The sequence below is a fragment of the Streptomyces rubrogriseus genome (genome assembly GCF_027947575.1).
GTDB classification, from domain to species: Bacteria; Actinomycetota; Actinomycetes; order Streptomycetales; family Streptomycetaceae; genus Streptomyces; species Streptomyces rubrogriseus.
In genome coordinates this window covers 4,915,594-4,931,007 of sequence record NZ_CP116256.1, presented here as the reverse complement: position 1 = coordinate 4,931,007, position 15,414 = coordinate 4,915,594, and the positions used below count along the sequence as shown (strand labels likewise).

The 15,414-nt window shown below is 73.5% G+C and carries 15 protein-coding genes; 10 read left to right on the top strand and 5 right to left on the bottom strand.

Annotated features, from left to right (window positions below):
• Positions 1-20 precede the first annotated feature (20 nt).
• Together Sru02f_RS22590 and pgm are read left to right on the top strand one after the other, a co-directional pair.
• Positions 21-449: a hypothetical protein gene (locus Sru02f_RS22590; RefSeq protein ID WP_174855087.1), complete on the top strand. Its 429-nt coding sequence runs from the start codon at positions 21-23 to the stop codon at positions 447-449.
• Between the two features lie 88 nt (positions 450-537).
• Positions 538-2,178, top strand: a complete 1,641-nt coding sequence (gene pgm / locus Sru02f_RS22585; RefSeq protein WP_109032205.1) for a phosphoglucomutase (alpha-D-glucose-1,6-bisphosphate-dependent) — start codon at positions 538-540, stop codon at positions 2,176-2,178.
• A 39-nt stretch (positions 2,179-2,217) separates the two neighbouring features.
• Here the strand turns inward: pgm and Sru02f_RS22580 are convergent, their stop codons facing one another.
• Positions 2,218-3,414: a cytochrome P450 gene (locus Sru02f_RS22580; protein ID WP_109032206.1), complete on the bottom strand. Its 1,197-nt coding sequence runs from the start codon at positions 3,412-3,414 to the stop codon at positions 2,218-2,220.
• Positions 3,415-3,627: 213 nt separating this feature from the next.
• On the opposite strand from Sru02f_RS22580, the gene Sru02f_RS22575 reads away from it, so the two are divergent.
• Entirely contained in the window at positions 3,628-4,365 is a 738-nt protein-coding gene (locus Sru02f_RS22575) for an SAM-dependent methyltransferase (RefSeq protein WP_109032558.1), read from the top strand.
• 108 nt (positions 4,366-4,473) lie between these two features.
• Complete coding sequence (locus Sru02f_RS22570; protein ID WP_109032207.1) at positions 4,474-4,947, top strand: ATP-binding protein; 474 nt, start codon at positions 4,474-4,476, stop codon at positions 4,945-4,947.
• Between the two features lie 418 nt (positions 4,948-5,365).
• Here Sru02f_RS22570 and Sru02f_RS22565 read toward each other — a convergent pair whose 3' ends face one another.
• Positions 5,366-5,917 carry a GNAT family N-acetyltransferase gene (locus Sru02f_RS22565; protein ID WP_109032208.1) on the bottom strand — a complete coding sequence of 184 codons (552 nt, stop codon included), beginning with the start codon at positions 5,915-5,917 and terminating at the stop codon, positions 5,366-5,368.
• A 142-nt stretch (positions 5,918-6,059) separates the two neighbouring features.
• On the opposite strand from Sru02f_RS22565, the gene Sru02f_RS22560 reads away from it, so the two are divergent.
• The 4 genes from Sru02f_RS22560 to Sru02f_RS22545 all read left to right on the top strand — a co-directional run bounded on the left by Sru02f_RS22560 (position 6,060) and on the right by Sru02f_RS22545 (position 11,071).
• Complete coding sequence (locus tag Sru02f_RS22560) at positions 6,060-7,973, top strand: SpoIIE family protein phosphatase (protein WP_244941850.1); 1,914 nt, start codon at positions 6,060-6,062, stop codon at positions 7,971-7,973.
• A gap of 263 nt (positions 7,974-8,236) precedes the next feature.
• Positions 8,237-8,914 (top strand): hypothetical protein, encoded by a 678-nt coding sequence (locus Sru02f_RS22555; protein WP_109032210.1) that lies wholly within the window; start codon positions 8,237-8,239, stop codon positions 8,912-8,914.
• 128 nt (positions 8,915-9,042) lie between these two features.
• Positions 9,043-9,723, top strand: coding sequence for a class F sortase (locus tag Sru02f_RS22550; RefSeq protein ID WP_174855088.1), 681 nt, complete (start codon positions 9,043-9,045; stop codon positions 9,721-9,723).
• A 151-nt stretch (positions 9,724-9,874) separates the two neighbouring features.
• Positions 9,875-11,071 (top strand): SchA/CurD-like domain-containing protein, encoded by a 1,197-nt coding sequence (locus Sru02f_RS22545; RefSeq protein ID WP_109032211.1) that lies wholly within the window; start codon positions 9,875-9,877, stop codon positions 11,069-11,071.
• 80 nt (positions 11,072-11,151) lie between these two features.
• Here Sru02f_RS22545 and Sru02f_RS22540 read toward each other — a convergent pair whose 3' ends face one another.
• Positions 11,152-12,180 (bottom strand): methyltransferase, encoded by a 1,029-nt coding sequence (locus Sru02f_RS22540; RefSeq protein ID WP_109032212.1) that lies wholly within the window; start codon positions 12,178-12,180, stop codon positions 11,152-11,154.
• Between the two features lie 64 nt (positions 12,181-12,244).
• The gene (locus Sru02f_RS22535) at positions 12,245-13,315 is read right to left on the bottom strand and encodes a right-handed parallel beta-helix repeat-containing protein (protein WP_109032213.1); all 1,071 of its coding nucleotides are present in this window, start codon (positions 13,313-13,315) and stop codon (positions 12,245-12,247) included.
• Positions 13,316-13,459: 144 nt separating this feature from the next.
• Here Sru02f_RS22535 and Sru02f_RS22530 point away from each other — a divergent pair, with 144 nt between their 5' ends.
• Both Sru02f_RS22530 and Sru02f_RS22525 read left to right on the top strand, forming a co-directional pair.
• On the top strand, positions 13,460-14,254 hold the full coding sequence (locus Sru02f_RS22530) for a restriction endonuclease (RefSeq protein ID WP_109032560.1): 795 nt from the start codon (positions 13,460-13,462) through the stop codon (positions 14,252-14,254).
• Positions 14,255-14,328: 74 nt separating this feature from the next.
• Positions 14,329-14,865: a cysteine hydrolase family protein gene (locus Sru02f_RS22525; protein ID WP_109032214.1), complete on the top strand. Its 537-nt coding sequence runs from the start codon at positions 14,329-14,331 to the stop codon at positions 14,863-14,865.
• A 42-nt stretch (positions 14,866-14,907) separates the two neighbouring features.
• Here the strand turns inward: Sru02f_RS22525 and Sru02f_RS22520 are convergent, their stop codons facing one another.
• A complete protein-coding gene (locus Sru02f_RS22520) occupies positions 14,908-15,399 on the bottom strand; it encodes a DUF5949 family protein (protein ID WP_109032215.1) in 492 nt (163 codons plus the stop codon).
• Positions 15,400-15,414: the final 15 nt, after the last annotated feature.

Sequence of the window (15,414 nt, the reverse complement as noted above, 5' to 3'; positions counted from 1 at the left end):
TGAGGGGCAAAGCGGTGTCCATGAGCGATCCGAACAAGGACACGAGTAAGAAGCCCACCGGCACCCGGACCGCCGAGTCCAAGGCGCGCGGCGCCGCCGAGAAGGCGACCGCACCCGCCGCACGGGCGGGACAGGCCGCCGCGGGCAAGGCGAGTGACGCCGCGTCGACGGCCAAGGCCGGTGCCCAGCGTTCCGTCGACGCCGCGAACGGTGCCGTGCAGACGGCGGCCAAGAGCGTCGCGGCCGGCCGGCAGGCCGTCGTCGCCACCTCGGAACAGGTCGCGGCCACGGCGAAGACGGCGTGGACGGTGATCTCCCAGCGCAAGCTCGTCGCCGCCGGCGTGGGCGCCGGCCTCACCGCCGTGAGCGCCGCCTCCTACGCGGTGGGCCGCCGTGCCGGGCGACACGCGCACGGACCCCTCACCCGCCTCACCGGCGGCCGGATCTGACACCGGACGTCACGCACGGCACCACTCCGCGGACAGGGGAAGATGGGACCCGCGAGCGAAGTCCCGACCTATGCGGAGGAGTGGGCGCATGCAGCACGACCGAGCCGGCAAGCCGGCCGGCCCCGAGGACCTGATCGACGTCGCCAGGCTGGTGACGGCGTACTACGCCCTGCACCCGGACCCCGGCGAGCCCGCCCAGCGCGTGGCCTTCGGCACGTCCGGGCACCGGGGCTCGTCGCTGGCGGCGGCGTTCAACGACGACCACATCGCCGCCACCAGCCAGGCCATCTGCGAGTACCGCTCGGCACAGGGCACCGACGGCCCGCTCTTCCTGGGCGCCGACACCCACGCCCTGTCCGAGCCCGCGAGGGTCACCGCACTGGAGGTGTTCGCCGCCAACGACGTGACCGTGCTCATCGACAGCGCGGACGGCTACACCCCCACCCCGGCGGTCTCCCACGCCATCCTCACCCACAACAGGGGCCGCACCTCGGGCCTCGCCGACGGCGTCGTCGTCACCCCCTCGCACAACCCGCCCGCCGACGGCGGCTTCAAGTACAACCCGCCGAACGGCGGCCCCGCGGGCTCGGACGCCACCTCCTGGATCCAGGACCGGGCCAACGAGATCATCACGGCCGGACTGAAGGACGTACGGCGCATCCCGTACGCGCGGGCGCTCGCCGCCCCCGGCACCGGCCGCCACGACTTCCTCGACGCCTACGTCCGCGACCTGCCGAGCGTCCTGGACCTCGACGCGATCCGCTCGGCGGGCGTGCGGATCGGCGCGGACCCGCTGGGCGGCGCCTCCGTCGCGTACTGGGGCCGGATCGCCGAGCAGCACCGCCTCGACCTGACGGTGGTCAACCCGCTCACCGACCCGACCTGGCGGTTCATGACCCTGGACTGGGACGGCAAGATCCGCATGGACTGCTCGTCGCCGCACGCCATGGCCTCCCTCATCCAGGGGCGCGACCGCTTCGACATCGCCACCGGCAACGACGCCGACGCCGACCGGCACGGCATCGTCACCCCGGACGCCGGCCTGATGAACCCCAACCACTACCTCGCCACCGCCATCGCCTACCTCTACGCCCACCGCTCCGACTGGCCGGCCCACGCGGGCGTGGGCAAGACGCTGGTGTCCTCCGGCATGATCGACCGGGTCGCCGCCGACCTCGGCCGCCCCCTGGTCGAAGTACCGGTGGGCTTCAAGTGGTTCGTGGACGGACTGGTCGACGGCTCCCTCGGCTTCGGTGGCGAGGAGTCCGCCGGGGCGTCGTTCCTGCGCCGGGACGGCTCCGTGTGGACCACCGACAAGGACGGCATCATCCTCGCCCTGCTCGCCTCCGAGATCGCCGCCGTCACCGACAAGACGCCCTCCGAGCACTACGCCGCGCTCACCGCCCGGTTCGGCGACCCCGCCTACGCCCGCATCGACGCCCCGGCCACCCGCGAGGAGAAGGCCCGCCTGGCCAGGCTGTCCCCGGCCCAGGTCACGGCCGACACCCTCGCCGGGGAGCCGGTCACCGCCGTGCTCACCGAGGCACCGGGCAACGGCGCCCCCATCGGCGGCATCAAGGTGACCACCGAGAACGCCTGGTTCGCGGCCCGCCCCTCCGGCACCGAGGACGTCTACAAGATCTACGGCGAGTCCTTCCTCGGCGCGGACCACCTCCGCCGGGTGCAGGACGAGGCCAAGCTCGTCGTCCTCGGCGCCCTGGGCGGCTGACACCGCGGCGCCGACGCCGTACGTCGGTCCCCGGGCCGGTCAGCCGCGGCCGGCCCGGGGGAGTGACACCGTCAGCCCGCGGATCTCGTAGCCGTCGATGGCCTCCTGGAAGGCGACGCGCGGCGCACCGCTCATCCGGACGCCGTCGAGGGCGAACAGGCGGCTGAGGAACACGTCGGTCTCCAGCAGGGCGATGTGCGCCCCGGGGCACCGGTGCGGCCCGTCACCGAAGGAGAGCCCCGCGCCGACCGCCCCGGCACGCTCCGGGCGGACGAGCAGCGGCTCCTCGCCCACGGCCTTCGGGTCCGCGTTGGCGTCGTCCAGGTGGACCTCGACGTACTCGCCGCGGTCCACCATCACCGGCCCGCCGGGGCAGCGCAGCTCCACCGGCTCCGTGGCCCGCCTGCGCAACCGCCCGATGACGGGCTCCAGCCGCAGCAGCTCCTGGAGGACGGCGAGGCGGCCCGGCTCGTCCGCCGACCGGTAGTGGCCGAGCAGCTCGGCGTCCGAGAACAGGTGCCAGGCGGCCAGGCACACGAACTCGCGCGTGGTGACCATGCCGGCCGCGGCGAACGTCAGGCACTCCCCGAGGATCTCGACGTCCGAGCAGCCCTCCGCGATCAGGTGGGAGATCAGGTCGTCGTGCTCGCGGCGGCGGTGCGCGCGGACGGCGGGGCGCACGTCGGCCAGGTGGATGCGGAGCCAGTTGGTGTTCTGCCGCACCAGCCAGTACAGGCCCCGGACACTGGTCAGTCCCGGCTCGCCGAACCTTTCCGGGAAGAACCGCTCCAGCCTGCGGCGGATGCCGGGCCTGCTGTACCGCAGCCCGACGACCTCGCTCACCACGCCGATGGCCAGACCGAAGGCGAGGTCGGAGAGCGGGGCCTCGCCGGCCGAGCGCAGGACGGCCAGCTGCTCCTCGGCGATCCGGACCATCGGCTCGCGGTAGTGCTCGTCCACCCGGCGGGGAGTGAAGTAGCGGGCGGTCTGCCTGCGGTGCTCCCGGTGCTCGGGGCCGTCCCGGTAGAGCACGGGCCGGCGGACGCGCGGCGGGAGCTTCTCCACCGTCTCGATGCCGAGACCGGCCTGTACGGTGCCGGGACCGCGCAGCAGCGCCCGCGCGACGGCGAAATCGTGCACCCGCCAGGTCCCGTCCGCCGCCCGGTCGACCGGGCACGCCGGCCCGGCCCGGCCCCGGTCGGCCTTCCGCGCGGAGACCCGTCCGTCCTGCACCACGTGGCCACCCCCCACTCCGGCCGTGCGGCCCCGGCGGCCACCCGGCTCGACGACGTGGTCACCAGGATCGGCCACCCGGCCGCCGCCGACCAGCCCCGGAATCCGCCGAGTCGGGCGGTGCCGCGATCCGCCGCCGTCCGGCCGCACGCGTGCCGGACGGGACCGCCCGGGAAACCGGGTGCGCCCTCCGGACCGCCGTGCGAAGCTCCGTCGGTGGACCGTCGACAGATCTCCCGACTCGCTCATGCCCACCATCCGATCGCGGCACCGCTCGACGACGACTCGGTACGCCGGCTCCTCGCCCGCGCGGTTCCCGGCGACGGCGCGCGCGTCCTCGACCTGGGCTGCGGCGGCGCCGAGTGGCTGCTGCGGGCTCTCGCCGGGCATCCACGTCTCACGGCCGAGGGCGTCGACGTCTCGGCGAGCGCGCTCGACCACGCCCGTGAGGCCGCGGCCCGGCTCGGGGTGGCGGACCGTCTGACGCTGCACCATGAGGACGCCGCGCGGTTCGCCGCCCCGCACCGCTTCGACCTGGTCCTCTGCGTCGGCTCCACGCACGCGTTCGGCGGCCTGCCCGCCACCCTCGCCGCCGCAGGCGAGCACCTGGCGCCCGGCGGACGTGTCCTGGTCGGCGACGGATTCTGGGAACGCGAGCCGTCCCCCGAGGCCGTCGAGACGCTGGGTGACCTCGACGACCTGCCGACCACCCTGGACCGGGTCGTCGCGGACGGCTGGACGCCCGTGGGCGGGTACATCAGCACCCGCCGGGAACTCGACGACTACGAGTGGGCCTGGACCGGGACACTGGCCGAGTGGGCCCTGGACCACCCCGCCGACCCCGACCGCGCGCAGGCGCTGGAGACGGCCACCGCCCACCGGGACGGGTGGCTGCGGGGCTATCGGGACTGCCTGGGCTTCCTCTGCCTGGTCCTGCGCCCGACGGAAGCCTGACGCCTGACGCCTGTGCGCCGCACGACTCCGTGGGGCGGGTGATGTTTGCCGGATTCGGGGGTAGACGGGTCGGCGTAACGGTCAAGGCTCAGGAAGAGGGCGGATCGGATGGACGGGGCTGCCCGTACGGGGGACCGGCTGGAGGACGGGTCGGTCAAGATTTCGGCGGAGTACCAGGGCATGCCCGGCGACATCGCCAGGGGCCGGGAACTGGCCCGGCGGTTTCTGACGCGCGTGCGCGCGGCGCAGGGCGCCCGAGTGTCCGACCGCGCGGTGGAAGTGGTGCAACTGGTGGTCAGCGAGCTGCTGACGAACGCCTGCAAATACGCGCCCGGTCCCTCGCTGGTCGATCTCGAGCTGGCCGAGGACCGGGTGGAGGTCACGGTGTGGGACAGCACGCCGGTGCTCCCCGTGCCCGGGCCCGCGGACCCCGGCCGGGTCGGCCGGCACGGGCTGGAGATCGTCATGGCCGTCTGCGAGAGCTTCGAGGTGCACCGGGAGCCGGTCGGCAAGCGCATGAGGGCCGCCGTGGGACTCGCCGACGACCTGAACGGCACGGCCACCCTCGGCCGCCCGGCCTGACCCACTGCGTCCGACCCGCCCGGAGGGACGCGTCACGCGCGCGGCGGAGCGACCGCCCCGGGGCGACGGTTCCGCCGGCGGCGGCCCTGCTCGGCGTGGTGGCGCAGCACCTGCCTGTGGGGTGTCGGGGCGTTGCTCCGGGCGGTGCGCGGCACCTGCTCGCGCGGTGGCGGGACTGGCTCTCGGCGGTCGCGCAGCAGGCGCGTGCGCGCCGGCCGACCGAACGCCGGGTGGTGTCGCGGGAGGTGCGTGCGTGGCGGCGGGCCGGTGGTGTCCGGTGGCCCGGCACCCGCCGGCGCGGCGGCGCGTTCCGCTCCGGGCCGTGACGCGGCACCGGCGTGCGGGGCGGCGGCCCGGTCCCGTGCGGCGGCCCGGTCCCGCGCGGTGACGGACGCCGCCGTCCACCGCCCGGCCCCCGCTACAGCGCGCCGGGCCGGTGGTCCCGGGACCGGAGGCGGTACACGACGGAGCGGCGCAGGGGGCCCTCGGGGATCTCCGGGTCGTCGAAGTCGTCGGCCGGGTCGTAGGTCATGCCCAGGCGGTCCATCACCGCCCGCGAACGCCGGTTGCCGGCCGCGGTCACCGCGAGGACCTCCGACAGCCCGAGCTCCTCGAAGGCGTGGGTCACCACGGCCCGCGCGGCCTCGGTGGCGAAGCCGTTCCCCCAGGCCGGGCGGGCCAGGCGCCAGCCCGCCTCCACCCCGGTGAACGGCATGCCGTCCTCCACGGGATCGAGCCCGGCGAAGCCGATGAACTCGCCGGTGGCGGCGATCTCCACCGCCCACCAGCCCCAGCCCCGCCGGTCGAGGTCGGCCTGGAAGCGGGCCACGGACGCCTCGCTCTGCGCCCGGGTCAGGACCTCGGGGAAGTACTCGCGGACCACCGGGTCGGCGTTCATCGCCGCCCACGGGTCCAGGTCGGACGGCCGCCAGCCGCGGAGCACGAGACGATCGGTTCGAAGTTCGGACATCACGTGAACGTACGGGACACGGGCCGGGCCGGGCGACCGGATTACCCACCCTCGCTCCTCCCCCCTCGGCCGTGCGGAGCGGTTCATCACCGCCCCCCGGGGAACCTGGCGGGATGGACGGCATCGGAAGGCTGTGAGGGTCGTGACGTCACGCTGGGCGGGCCACCAGGACGGCAGGGAACCAGGACACGACACGGCGGCCGAGGCGCACGGCGTGTCGGAGGACGTGGAGCCCGACTTCTCCCGTGCCGTCCTGCACGCCCTCGGCGCCGGCGTCCTCACCCTCGGCCCCACCGCCCGGATCACCTCGGTGAACCCCTGGGCCGAGCAGCTGCTGGGACGGTCGGAGCAGGAGATGCTCGGGCACGACGCACACGACCTCCTGCACCGGCACGCCGACGGCAGCCCCGTACCGCGCGAGCGGTGCGCGCTGCGCCGCCCGCTGCACGGGGTGCCCGCCGAGGAGGGCAGCGACGAGTACTTCCAGCGGGCCGACGGCACCACGGTCCCCATCATCTGGGCCACCACCCCCCTCGTCCGCGGCGGACGGCAGGAAGGGCTGGTGCTCGTCTTCCACGACTTCAGCCTGCACCGCAGCGCCGCCGAGGAGACCGAGGCGCGGACCACCGCCCTGGAGGCACTCACCGCCCAGCTGCACCTGGTCGCCGAGATCTCCACCGTGCTGGTCCCCACCGAGCGCACCTCCACCACCCTGCGCCGGCTGGTGCGGCTGCTGGTGCCGGAACTGGGCCAGTGGGCGGCGGTCGACGTCTACCCTGGCCAGTCGGACCTCTTGGAACGGGTGGCGGTGCGCAGCAGCACCCGGCCGGACCGGGCCAGACCCCTGCGCGGGCCCATGACCTCGCTGCCGGACCAGGCCCGCGCCGCGCTCACCCTGCTCATCAAGGGCGACCGGCCCGTCCCGCTGAAGGCCGACGACCTGTTCCGGGACCCTGAGCACCCGCTCGCCGCCACCCACCGGGTGCTGTTCGAACGGCTCGGCGGCCACGCGGCCGTCGCCATCCCGCTGCGCACCCGCCAGCGGTCCTACGGCATCCTCACGGTGGGCCGCGCCGGAGGGCGCCCCGCCCACACCGAGGCCGAGGTCGCCCTGCTGGCGGACATCGGCCGCCGCGTCGGACTGGTCCTGGACAACGCCCGGCTCTACCACGAGCAGCAGAACGTCGCCGAGACCATGCAGCGCCAGCTGCTGACCCCGCTTCCCCAGGTCGACCACCTGCGGATGGCCGCCCGCTACTGGCCGGCCGAGAGCGCGATGGAGGTCGGCGGCGACTGGTACGACGCCTTCCTCCTGGACGACGGCGTGATGGCCCTGGTCATCGGGGACGTCGTCGGACACGACCTGCAGGCCGCCGCCCACATGGCCGAGGTCCGCAACATGCTGCGCGCCCTGGCCTGGGACCACCAGGAGCCGCCCAGCGTGATCATGCGCCGTCTGGACGAGGCCGTGACCAACACCAGCGACGCGCCCATGGCCACCCTCGTCTTCGCCCGTGTCGAGGGGGCCGAGGGCGGCCCCTGGCGGCTGCACTGGGTGAACGCCGGACACCCGCCGCCGCTGCTGATCACGCGGGACGGCGGCACGCGCTTCCTGGAGGGTGGCCACGGCCCGCTCATCGGCATGAGCGCCACCCTGCGCCTGGGTCTGGACTGGCCCGACACGCGCGAGGAACTCCCGCCGGAGAGCCTCCTCCTGCTCTACACCGACGGCCTGGTCGAGAGCCGCGACCGTCCCATCGACGTGGGCATGGACCAGCTCCGCCACCATGCCGGCGTACTCGCCCGGCGGGTGGACAGGTGGAGCGTCGACGACTTCTGCGACGAACTGCTCGCGCGCATCGCGCCCCGCGGGGACGACGTCGCCCTGCTCGCCCTGCGTCTGCCCGCCGCCGGCATGGGCGCGCCCGGCGACACCGAGCCGCCCCCGCCGCCCCAGTCCGGGCAGAGCGAGGCCACCCCCGACCGGGCCGCTCCCGGCTCCCTGCGCCAGGAGGCCGAGGTGCGGGACCCGACCCACGTGGACCCGGAGGAGTAGCGGACCCCCGGGCAGCGCGGGCGCGGGTGACGGGTCGTCGCGGGGTGACACCCCGTCCGGGCCGGGCCCAACTCCACAGCCGTCCGGACCAGTTCGCGGCCCGGCGGGGAGCGGTCCCGGCACCCGAACGGGCGGCGTGTTCACCCGGCTGAGCGCCTTGAGTGGTGCGAGACGGACGGCGGGCTGACGGTGATTCACGTCGGGGCCGGGTCATCTCAGCTGACGAAGCACCAGCTGCCCGGCCGTGACGGAAGGAACCACAGATGCGTTCTGCTCGGATGCTCCTGACCACGGCGGCGGCCTCGGCCGTCTTCGTCCTCGGTGCTCCCGGCGCCTACGCGGCGGCCGGTGGCGACTGGGACCACGACGACTCTTCGTACAGCAAGGAGCACGACAACGGAAGCAAGCACGACGAGCCGCGCGGCGGCATGCACACCGGCGGCGGCGCGCTGGCCGCGGTGAACGAGGGCGACTGGAACCACGACGACGCGTCCTCCGGCAAGGAGCACGACAACGGAAGCAAGCACGACGAGCCCCGTGGCGGCATGCACACCGGCGGCGGCGCGCTGGCCGCGGTGAACGAGGGCGACTGGAACCACGACGACGCGTCCTCCGGCAAGGAGCACGACAACGGAAGCAAGCACGACGAGCCCCGTGGCGGCATGCACACCGGCGGCGGCGCGCTGGCCGCGGTGAACGAGGGCGACTGGGACGGCGGCGGCCGCGAGTCCAAGGAGGGCGGCTCGCAGACCTACCAGCAGGACGAGGGCGAGAGCTCCCGGGGCGGCGGTGAGCACGAGAAGCCGCGCGGCGGGATGCACACCGGCGGTGGCGGTCTGGCCACGCCGACCACGACCGCGGGCGGGCTCGCCGTCCTGGCCGTCGCCGCGACCGGCCTGTACGCCGTCCGACGCAAGAAGTCGGCTCACGGAGTGGCGTAAGCCGTGCCGGGCGCCATAGCAGCCGGGCCGCCACCCAGGAACCACGGGGCGGCCCGGCTCGCCCCCTTTGCCCACTCCGCCGCTCCACGTCTCCGTCCTGCCGCCGTGTCCCAGTGAGGTCGTCCCCGATGTCAGTCACCCCTCCCACCCCCGCCCCGGCCGACGACGAGACGACGACCGGTCAGGGCTCCCGCTCCGGCCTGATGGTGCTGTGCGCCGTGGCCCTGCTGATCCTGGCGGTGAGCCTGGTCGGCGGCAACGACACGTCCGCCGACTCCGCCCGCCCGCCGCTGCCCGCGCATCCCGGCACCACCGCCTCGTCCGCCCCGCCCGCGACCGGCGCGGCCGACTCCGCCCTGCCCCGGTCGGAGCCGGTGCGCCTGCTGATCCCGGAGATCTCCGTCGACGCCCCCTTCACCGACCTCGCCATCGGCGACAAGGGGCAGCTCCAGCCGCCGCCGGCCGGCGACACCAACCTCGTCGGCTGGTACGCCAAGGGCGTCTCGCCCGGCGAGAAGGGCACCTCGATCATCGCCGGGCACGTGGACACCAAGACGTCGGCCGCCGTCTTCGCCCGCCTCGACCAGCTCGACAAGGGCGACAAGTTCCAGGTCCGGCGCGCGGACGGGCGCAGGGCGACCTTCGTGGTCGACAGCCTGGAGACCTTCGCCAAGGACGAGTTCCCGAGCGACCGCGTCTACGGCGACGCCGACCGGGCCGAGGTGCGACTGATCACCTGCGCGGGCGACTACGACCACAAGGTCAAGGACTACACGGACAACCTGGTCGTCTTCGCGCACCTCGCCTGAGGCCGCGCACCGGGCCGGCCGCGGCGCCGGTCACCCGCGCACCGCACACGAGTCGCGCGCCGACGGGGCCCGGCACAGGATCGAGGCAAGCCGGCGTCGCATCACCGCGGCCGACGTTCAGTTCCGCCCCCGCGAAGGAGATGTGCGCAGGATGACCACCACGCCCACCCCTGCTTCCGAACCCCTTTCCTCCGAAGCGCCCGCTTCCGGACCGATCGCCTCGGAACCGCTGACGCGACAGCTGTCGCACCAGGTCTCCCAGTCCGTGTTCGACGGCTCCCGGCTGCGGGTCGTCCTGCTGGTGGAGGTCTACGACGGAGCCCAGCAGCAGTTCCTCGAGACGTACGAGAACCTGCGCAGCCACGTCGAGTCCGTCCCCGGTCACCTCGGCGAGCAGCTGTGCCAGTCCATCGAGAACCCCTCCCAGTGGCTGATCACCAGCGAGTGGGAGAGCGCGCCGCCGTTCCTGAACTGGGTGAGCAGCGAAGAGCACGTGCGTATGGTCAAGCCGCTGCACAGCTGTGTACGGGACACCCGCTCGCTCCGCTTCCACGTGGTCCGCGAGACCGGCCACCCGTCGACCGGTGCCGATCCGGCCCGGGGCGGACTGCAGGCCGCGCCCCGCGTCGGCGACGGCGTCATCCGGCACGCGCTCACCTTCACGGTGAAGCCGGGCAGCGAGGAGGCGGTCGGCAAGATCCTCGCCGACTACTCCTCTCCCGAGCCGCGGGTCGACGACACCACGCGTCTGTGCCGTACGTCCCTGTTCCTGCACGGCAACCGCGTGGTACGGGCCATCGAGGTGCGCGGCGACCTGCTCGCGGCCCTGCGGCACGTGGCCGAGCAGCCCGAGGTGCGGGCCGTCGAGGAGGCCATCAACCCGTACCTGGAGCAGGACCGGGACCTCGGCGACCCGGAGTCCGCCCGGGTCTTCTACACGCGGGCGGCGCTGCCCGCGGTCCACCACGTGACGGCGGGGGAGGAGCAGGACCGGGCGCAGCGGCACGCGCTGTCGTACCCGGCCCGTCCGGGCTGCGGCATGCGGCTGGCCCAGCTGCTCGCCGAGCGCGACGAGGCGGCGGCCAGGGATCCGCGCAGCCCGGTGCTGTGCAGCACGATCTTCCAGCGCGACGACGTCGTGGTGCGGCTGGTCGACGTACGCGGGGACCTCCACGACGGCGATCCCGCGGTGACCCTCGGTCTTCCGGACCCCGGCCGGGTGTCCGAGCTGACGACCCTTCTGGACGGCTTCACCGATGCCGGTTCCCCGACCGGGGGCGGACTCGTCCGTGCTCTGGAGGGTGCCCGGATGGAGCTGGTCACCGACCGTCGCGCGCCGGACGCCTGAACGGCCCCGCCCCACGCGTCGGCCGCCGGACCGCGACAGTGCGGAACGGCGGCCGACGCGCGTGCGGGCCCCGGGTCAGCTCACTTCGGCACGGTGCAGTCGAAGGCGTGCAGGTACGGGTTGACCGGGCGGATGTCGTCGATGACGAGGCCCGCGTCGGTCAGCCGGCCGACCATGCTGTCGGTGGTGTGCTTGGCCCCGCCGACGTTGAGGAGCAGCAGCAGGTCCATGGCGGTGCTGAACCGCATCGACGGGGAGTCGTCGACGAGGTTCTCGATGACGACGACCCGGGCCCCGGGACCGCCGGCCGCCATGACGTTGCGCAGCGCGCGGGCGGTGCTGTCGTCGTCCCACTCCAGGATGTTCTTGATGACGTAGACGTCGGCCCGCACCGGGATGGCCTCGCGGCAGTCGCCCGGCACGATGCGGACGCGGTCCGCGAGCGCACCGCCCTCGCGCAGCCGGGGGTCGGCGTTCTCCACCACCCGCGGCAGGTCGAGCAGGGTGCCCTGCATGGCCGGGTACTTCTCCAGCAGGCTCGCCACCACGTGGCCCTGGCCGCCGCCGATGTCGGCGACCGAGGTGCTCGCCGACAGGTCGAGGAGGGCTGCGACGTCCTGGGCCGACTGCCGGCTGGACGTCGTCATGGCACGGTTGAACACCTCGGCCGACTGGGGCGCGTCCTCGTTGAGATAGGTGAAGAACTCCTTGCCGTACAGGCCCTCGACGACGTTGGAGCCGGTGCGCACCGCCTCGTCGAGCAGGGGCCAGGCGTCCCACGTCCACGGCTCGGTGCACCACAGGGTGATGTTGCGCAGGCTGTGCGGGTCGTCCTCGCGCAGCAGCCGGGACATGTCGGTGTGCGCGAACGTCCCGTTGCGCTGCTCGGTGAAGACGCCGTAGCAGGTCAGGGCGCGCAGCAGCCGGCGCAGCGGCTTGGGTTCGGTCTTCACCGCGGCCGCGAGGTCCTCCACGGCCATGGGGGTGTCGCCGAGCGCGTCGGCGACGCCGAGCCGTGCGGCCGCGCGGAGGGCGGCGGCACATGCCGCGCCGAACACGAGCTCCCTCAGCCGCATGGGCGGGGGTGGGGCGGTCTGTGCGGTCGTCATGCGCCGCTTTCCTTCCTTCGTCGGTCCATGGGCCTTCTTCGGTCCACGGGTGGTTACGGCCGGCTCAGCACAGGCCCGCGGGCTTGGAGGCGCCGCAGGTGTTGCCGGTGAAGGTGTTGCTCCTGCCGGTGTCGCCGGTCCCGGCGTTGACCAGGTCGGCGGGGGAGTTCCGGCTCAGCCGGTTGCCGTTGACCTCGTTCTTCGCGTTGGCGGTGCCCACCATGCTGGAGGCCAGGACGATGCCGCCCGACATCGACGACTTGCCCGAGTTGCCCTCGACCGTGTTGTCGGCGACCAGGACCTTCTCGACACCGGTCAGGACGATGCCGGAGCCCTGGAGCGCCTCCAGCCGGTCGGTCTTCGGGCAGGACTTGTTGTTGCGCAGCACGCGGTTGTCGCGCACGACCAGGTCGCCGGCCTTGGGCTTGTTCTCGTCGCCGACGACGAAGACGCCCGCGCAGTTGCCGGTGATGTGGTTGCCCGCGACGGCGAGGTTGCGCAGGCGGCGGACGGTGACGCCGATGCGGTTGCCCTCGAGGCGGTTGTGCGCGACGAGGGTGCCCTCGGTGTCGGCGGCGCCCTCCTCGGCCTTGATGTTGTTGGCCAGGAAGATCCCCGCGTCGCCGTTGTCACGGGCGGTGTTGCCGCGGATGATGCCGTGGACCGACCGCTCCTGGGCGATGCCCCAGACGCCGTTCTTCACCGCGTTCACGTTCCGGACCGTCAGCCCGTCGGTGGCCATGGAGAACACCCCGGTGCGGGTGAACCCGGTCACCGTCAGGTCGGAGACGGTGATGCCCTTGACGTTCTCGTCCTTCGTGCCGATCACGCAGATGCCGTTGCCGCCCTCGGCGCAGGTGTTGTCGGCGGCCTTCTGGGTGCTGGGCCTGATGACCGTACTGCGGCCCATGCCCCGCAGGGTGAGACCCGGGGTGCTCACCTTGACGCTCTCGCGGTAGGTGCCGGTGGTGACGAGGACGGTGTCGCCCGGCTCGGCGGCGTCCACCGCCTTCTGGATCGATTCTCCGGGGTGGACCAGGTGGGTCCTGGGAACGGAGGACGCCGGGGCCGCGCCGAGCCCCGTCCCGATCATGGCTGCGGTGCACACCAGGTACACGACATGGCATTTCTTCATATTCCGAAAGGTATGCCGGACATATTCCCCGACGGCTTGGATGAGCCATCCGACGGCGTGTCATGAACGGACGCTGAACGGGTGGTTCCTGGGCACAAGGCCTACGTGATCTTCATGTCGGCCACCCGGGAAGGAACGACCAACGTGACCGTGCCTGAACCCCGTGTCCGAGGCGGACGCGTGAGGCGTCGCTTCGACCTCCGGGCGACGACCGTGACGTTCGGCCTCGCCGCCGTCGCCCTGGTCCTGACGGGATGGGTCGTGCGCATGGCGTTCGACGTGGCGCAGCGGCGGCCGGCCTGGGTCTTCGTCCTGGTACTCGGGGCGGTCGCGGCCGCCCTCCTGGCCCGGAACGCGCGGAGCCGGGGTGCCGCCGCGCGGGCGGCCGTTCGTACCACGGACGCCCTGGCCGCGGCCACGGCGACGGCGCTGGACGAACTGGAGCGGGGACGCGCGGTGGAAGCGGCGGAGCACGTGTGCCCCGAGGAGACCACCGCGGTGGTCCGCACCGAACACGAGGAGCTCAGCCCCGACGAGTTCGAGGAGGCGATAGCGGACCTGTGCCGGCGTGACGGCTGCACCGAGGTCGAGGTGGTGGGCGGAGCGGGCGATCTCGGTGCCGACGTGCTGGCGACCGCTCCCGACGGCCGGCGGGTCGTCATCCAGTGCAAGCGCTACGGCGACGACAACAAGGTCGGCTCCCAGGACCTCCAGCGCTTCGGCGGCACCTGCTTCACCGTGCACGGGGCCGACGTGGCGGTCCTCGTCACCAGCAGCGACTTCACCGCACCGGCCGCCGACTACGCCGAGTGGTGCGGCATAGTCTGCGTGAACGAGGAGCGGCTGCGCGACTGGTGCGAGGGCGGGGGACCGGCGCCCTGGGAGCCGCCTCTGCCCGAGGGGGACGGGACGGAGCCGCCCGAGCGGGCCACGTGGTGAGCGGGACGGCCCACCGACCCGCGGGAGGCGGGTGGAGAGGGGTTTCGCCGCCGTCCAGTGGCAACCTGGGCGGCATGGGCAAGACCGCGCTGATCGTCATCGACATGATCAACACCTACGATCACCAGGACGCCGAGTCCCTGATCCCCGCCGTGGAGTCCGTGCTGCCGAACGTGACCGGCCTGCTGGACCGGGCGAGGCGGCAGGGCGTCCCCGTGATCTACGTCAACGACAACTTCGGGGAGTGGCGCTCGCACCACGGCGAGATCCTCGACAAGGCCCTCTCCGGGCCGCACTCCCACCTCGTCGAGCCGCTGAAGCCCGACGAGTCCTCCCTCTTCGTGGTCAAGGCGCGCCACTCGGTGTTCTTCGAGACCCCGCTCACCTATCTGCTCCACCAGCAGGGGATCGACCGGCTCGTGCTGTGCGGGCAGGTGACCGAGCAGTGCGTGCTCTACTCGGCGCTGGACGCCCACATCCGCCATCTGCAGGTCATCGTGGCGCGTGACGCGGTGGCCCACATCCACGCCGATCTGGCGGACGCGGCGCTGCGCATGATGGAGCGGAACATGGGCGCCCGGGTGTGCGACAGCGGCGAGTTGTGGACGTGAGACGGCCCGCCGCCACCCCGGCGGCGGGCCGCGAGCCCGGCCTCAGCCGCGCAGGCTCCGTACGGACAGGACGACCTGCGCCGCGGAGGAGAGCGTGTCCGCGTGGTTGGCGAAGGCGGCGACCGCCTCGCCGTCGCCCGGCTCGCCCCCGGACCAGGGACGGGTGGCGAAGATGAGGCAGGCGTACCCCCGCCGGTCGGCCGCCGCCCGCCACTCGGGAGTGGGTACGAACTGGGCGTTGACCCCCGGCATGGTGAGGGCCGCCGCACCCGGTACGACGAGCAGGCCGATCGGCAGGCCGGGCAGGGCGGTGGCGTCGAGGACGGTGTCGCCGCCCACCGAGAGTCCGGAGCGGCTCAGCAGCCCCTCGACGGCGGCCGGGACCGCCTCCGGGCCGCCCTCCCCGTCGCCGAGCGAACAGGCGAGGAGGAAGGGGACGTCGCCGTCGGGCGTCTCACGGCTCCAGGACATGATGACGAGGGTGCCGAGGTCGGCGGTTCGCAGGGGGCGCGGGTCAGCGGAGATCGAGGTCACCGCGAAACCGTAAGC

Coding starts and splice junctions, on each gene's coding strand:
- Sru02f_RS22555 (WP_109032210.1), top strand. CDS start 8,237: ATGCGTTCTGCTCGGATGCTCCTGACCACGGCGGCGGCCTCGGCCGTC.
- Sru02f_RS22590 (WP_174855087.1), top strand. CDS start 21: ATGAGCGATCCGAACAAGGACACGAGTAAGAAGCCCACCGGCACCCGG.
- Sru02f_RS22545 (WP_109032211.1), top strand. CDS start 9,875: ATGACCACCACGCCCACCCCTGCTTCCGAACCCCTTTCCTCCGAAGCG.
- Sru02f_RS22550 (WP_174855088.1), top strand. CDS start 9,043: ATGTCAGTCACCCCTCCCACCCCCGCCCCGGCCGACGACGAGACGACG.
- Sru02f_RS22565 (WP_109032208.1), bottom strand. CDS start 5,917: ATGTCCGAACTTCGAACCGATCGTCTCGTGCTCCGCGGCTGGCGGCCG.
- Sru02f_RS22540 (WP_109032212.1), bottom strand. CDS start 12,180: ATGACGACCGCACAGACCGCCCCACCCCCGCCCATGCGGCTGAGGGAG.
- Sru02f_RS22535 (WP_109032213.1), bottom strand. CDS start 13,315: ATGAAGAAATGCCATGTCGTGTACCTGGTGTGCACCGCAGCCATGATC.
- Sru02f_RS22525 (WP_109032214.1), top strand. CDS start 14,329: ATGGGCAAGACCGCGCTGATCGTCATCGACATGATCAACACCTACGAT.
- Sru02f_RS22570 (WP_109032207.1), top strand. CDS start 4,474: ATGGACGGGGCTGCCCGTACGGGGGACCGGCTGGAGGACGGGTCGGTC.
- pgm (WP_109032205.1), top strand. CDS start 538: ATGCAGCACGACCGAGCCGGCAAGCCGGCCGGCCCCGAGGACCTGATC.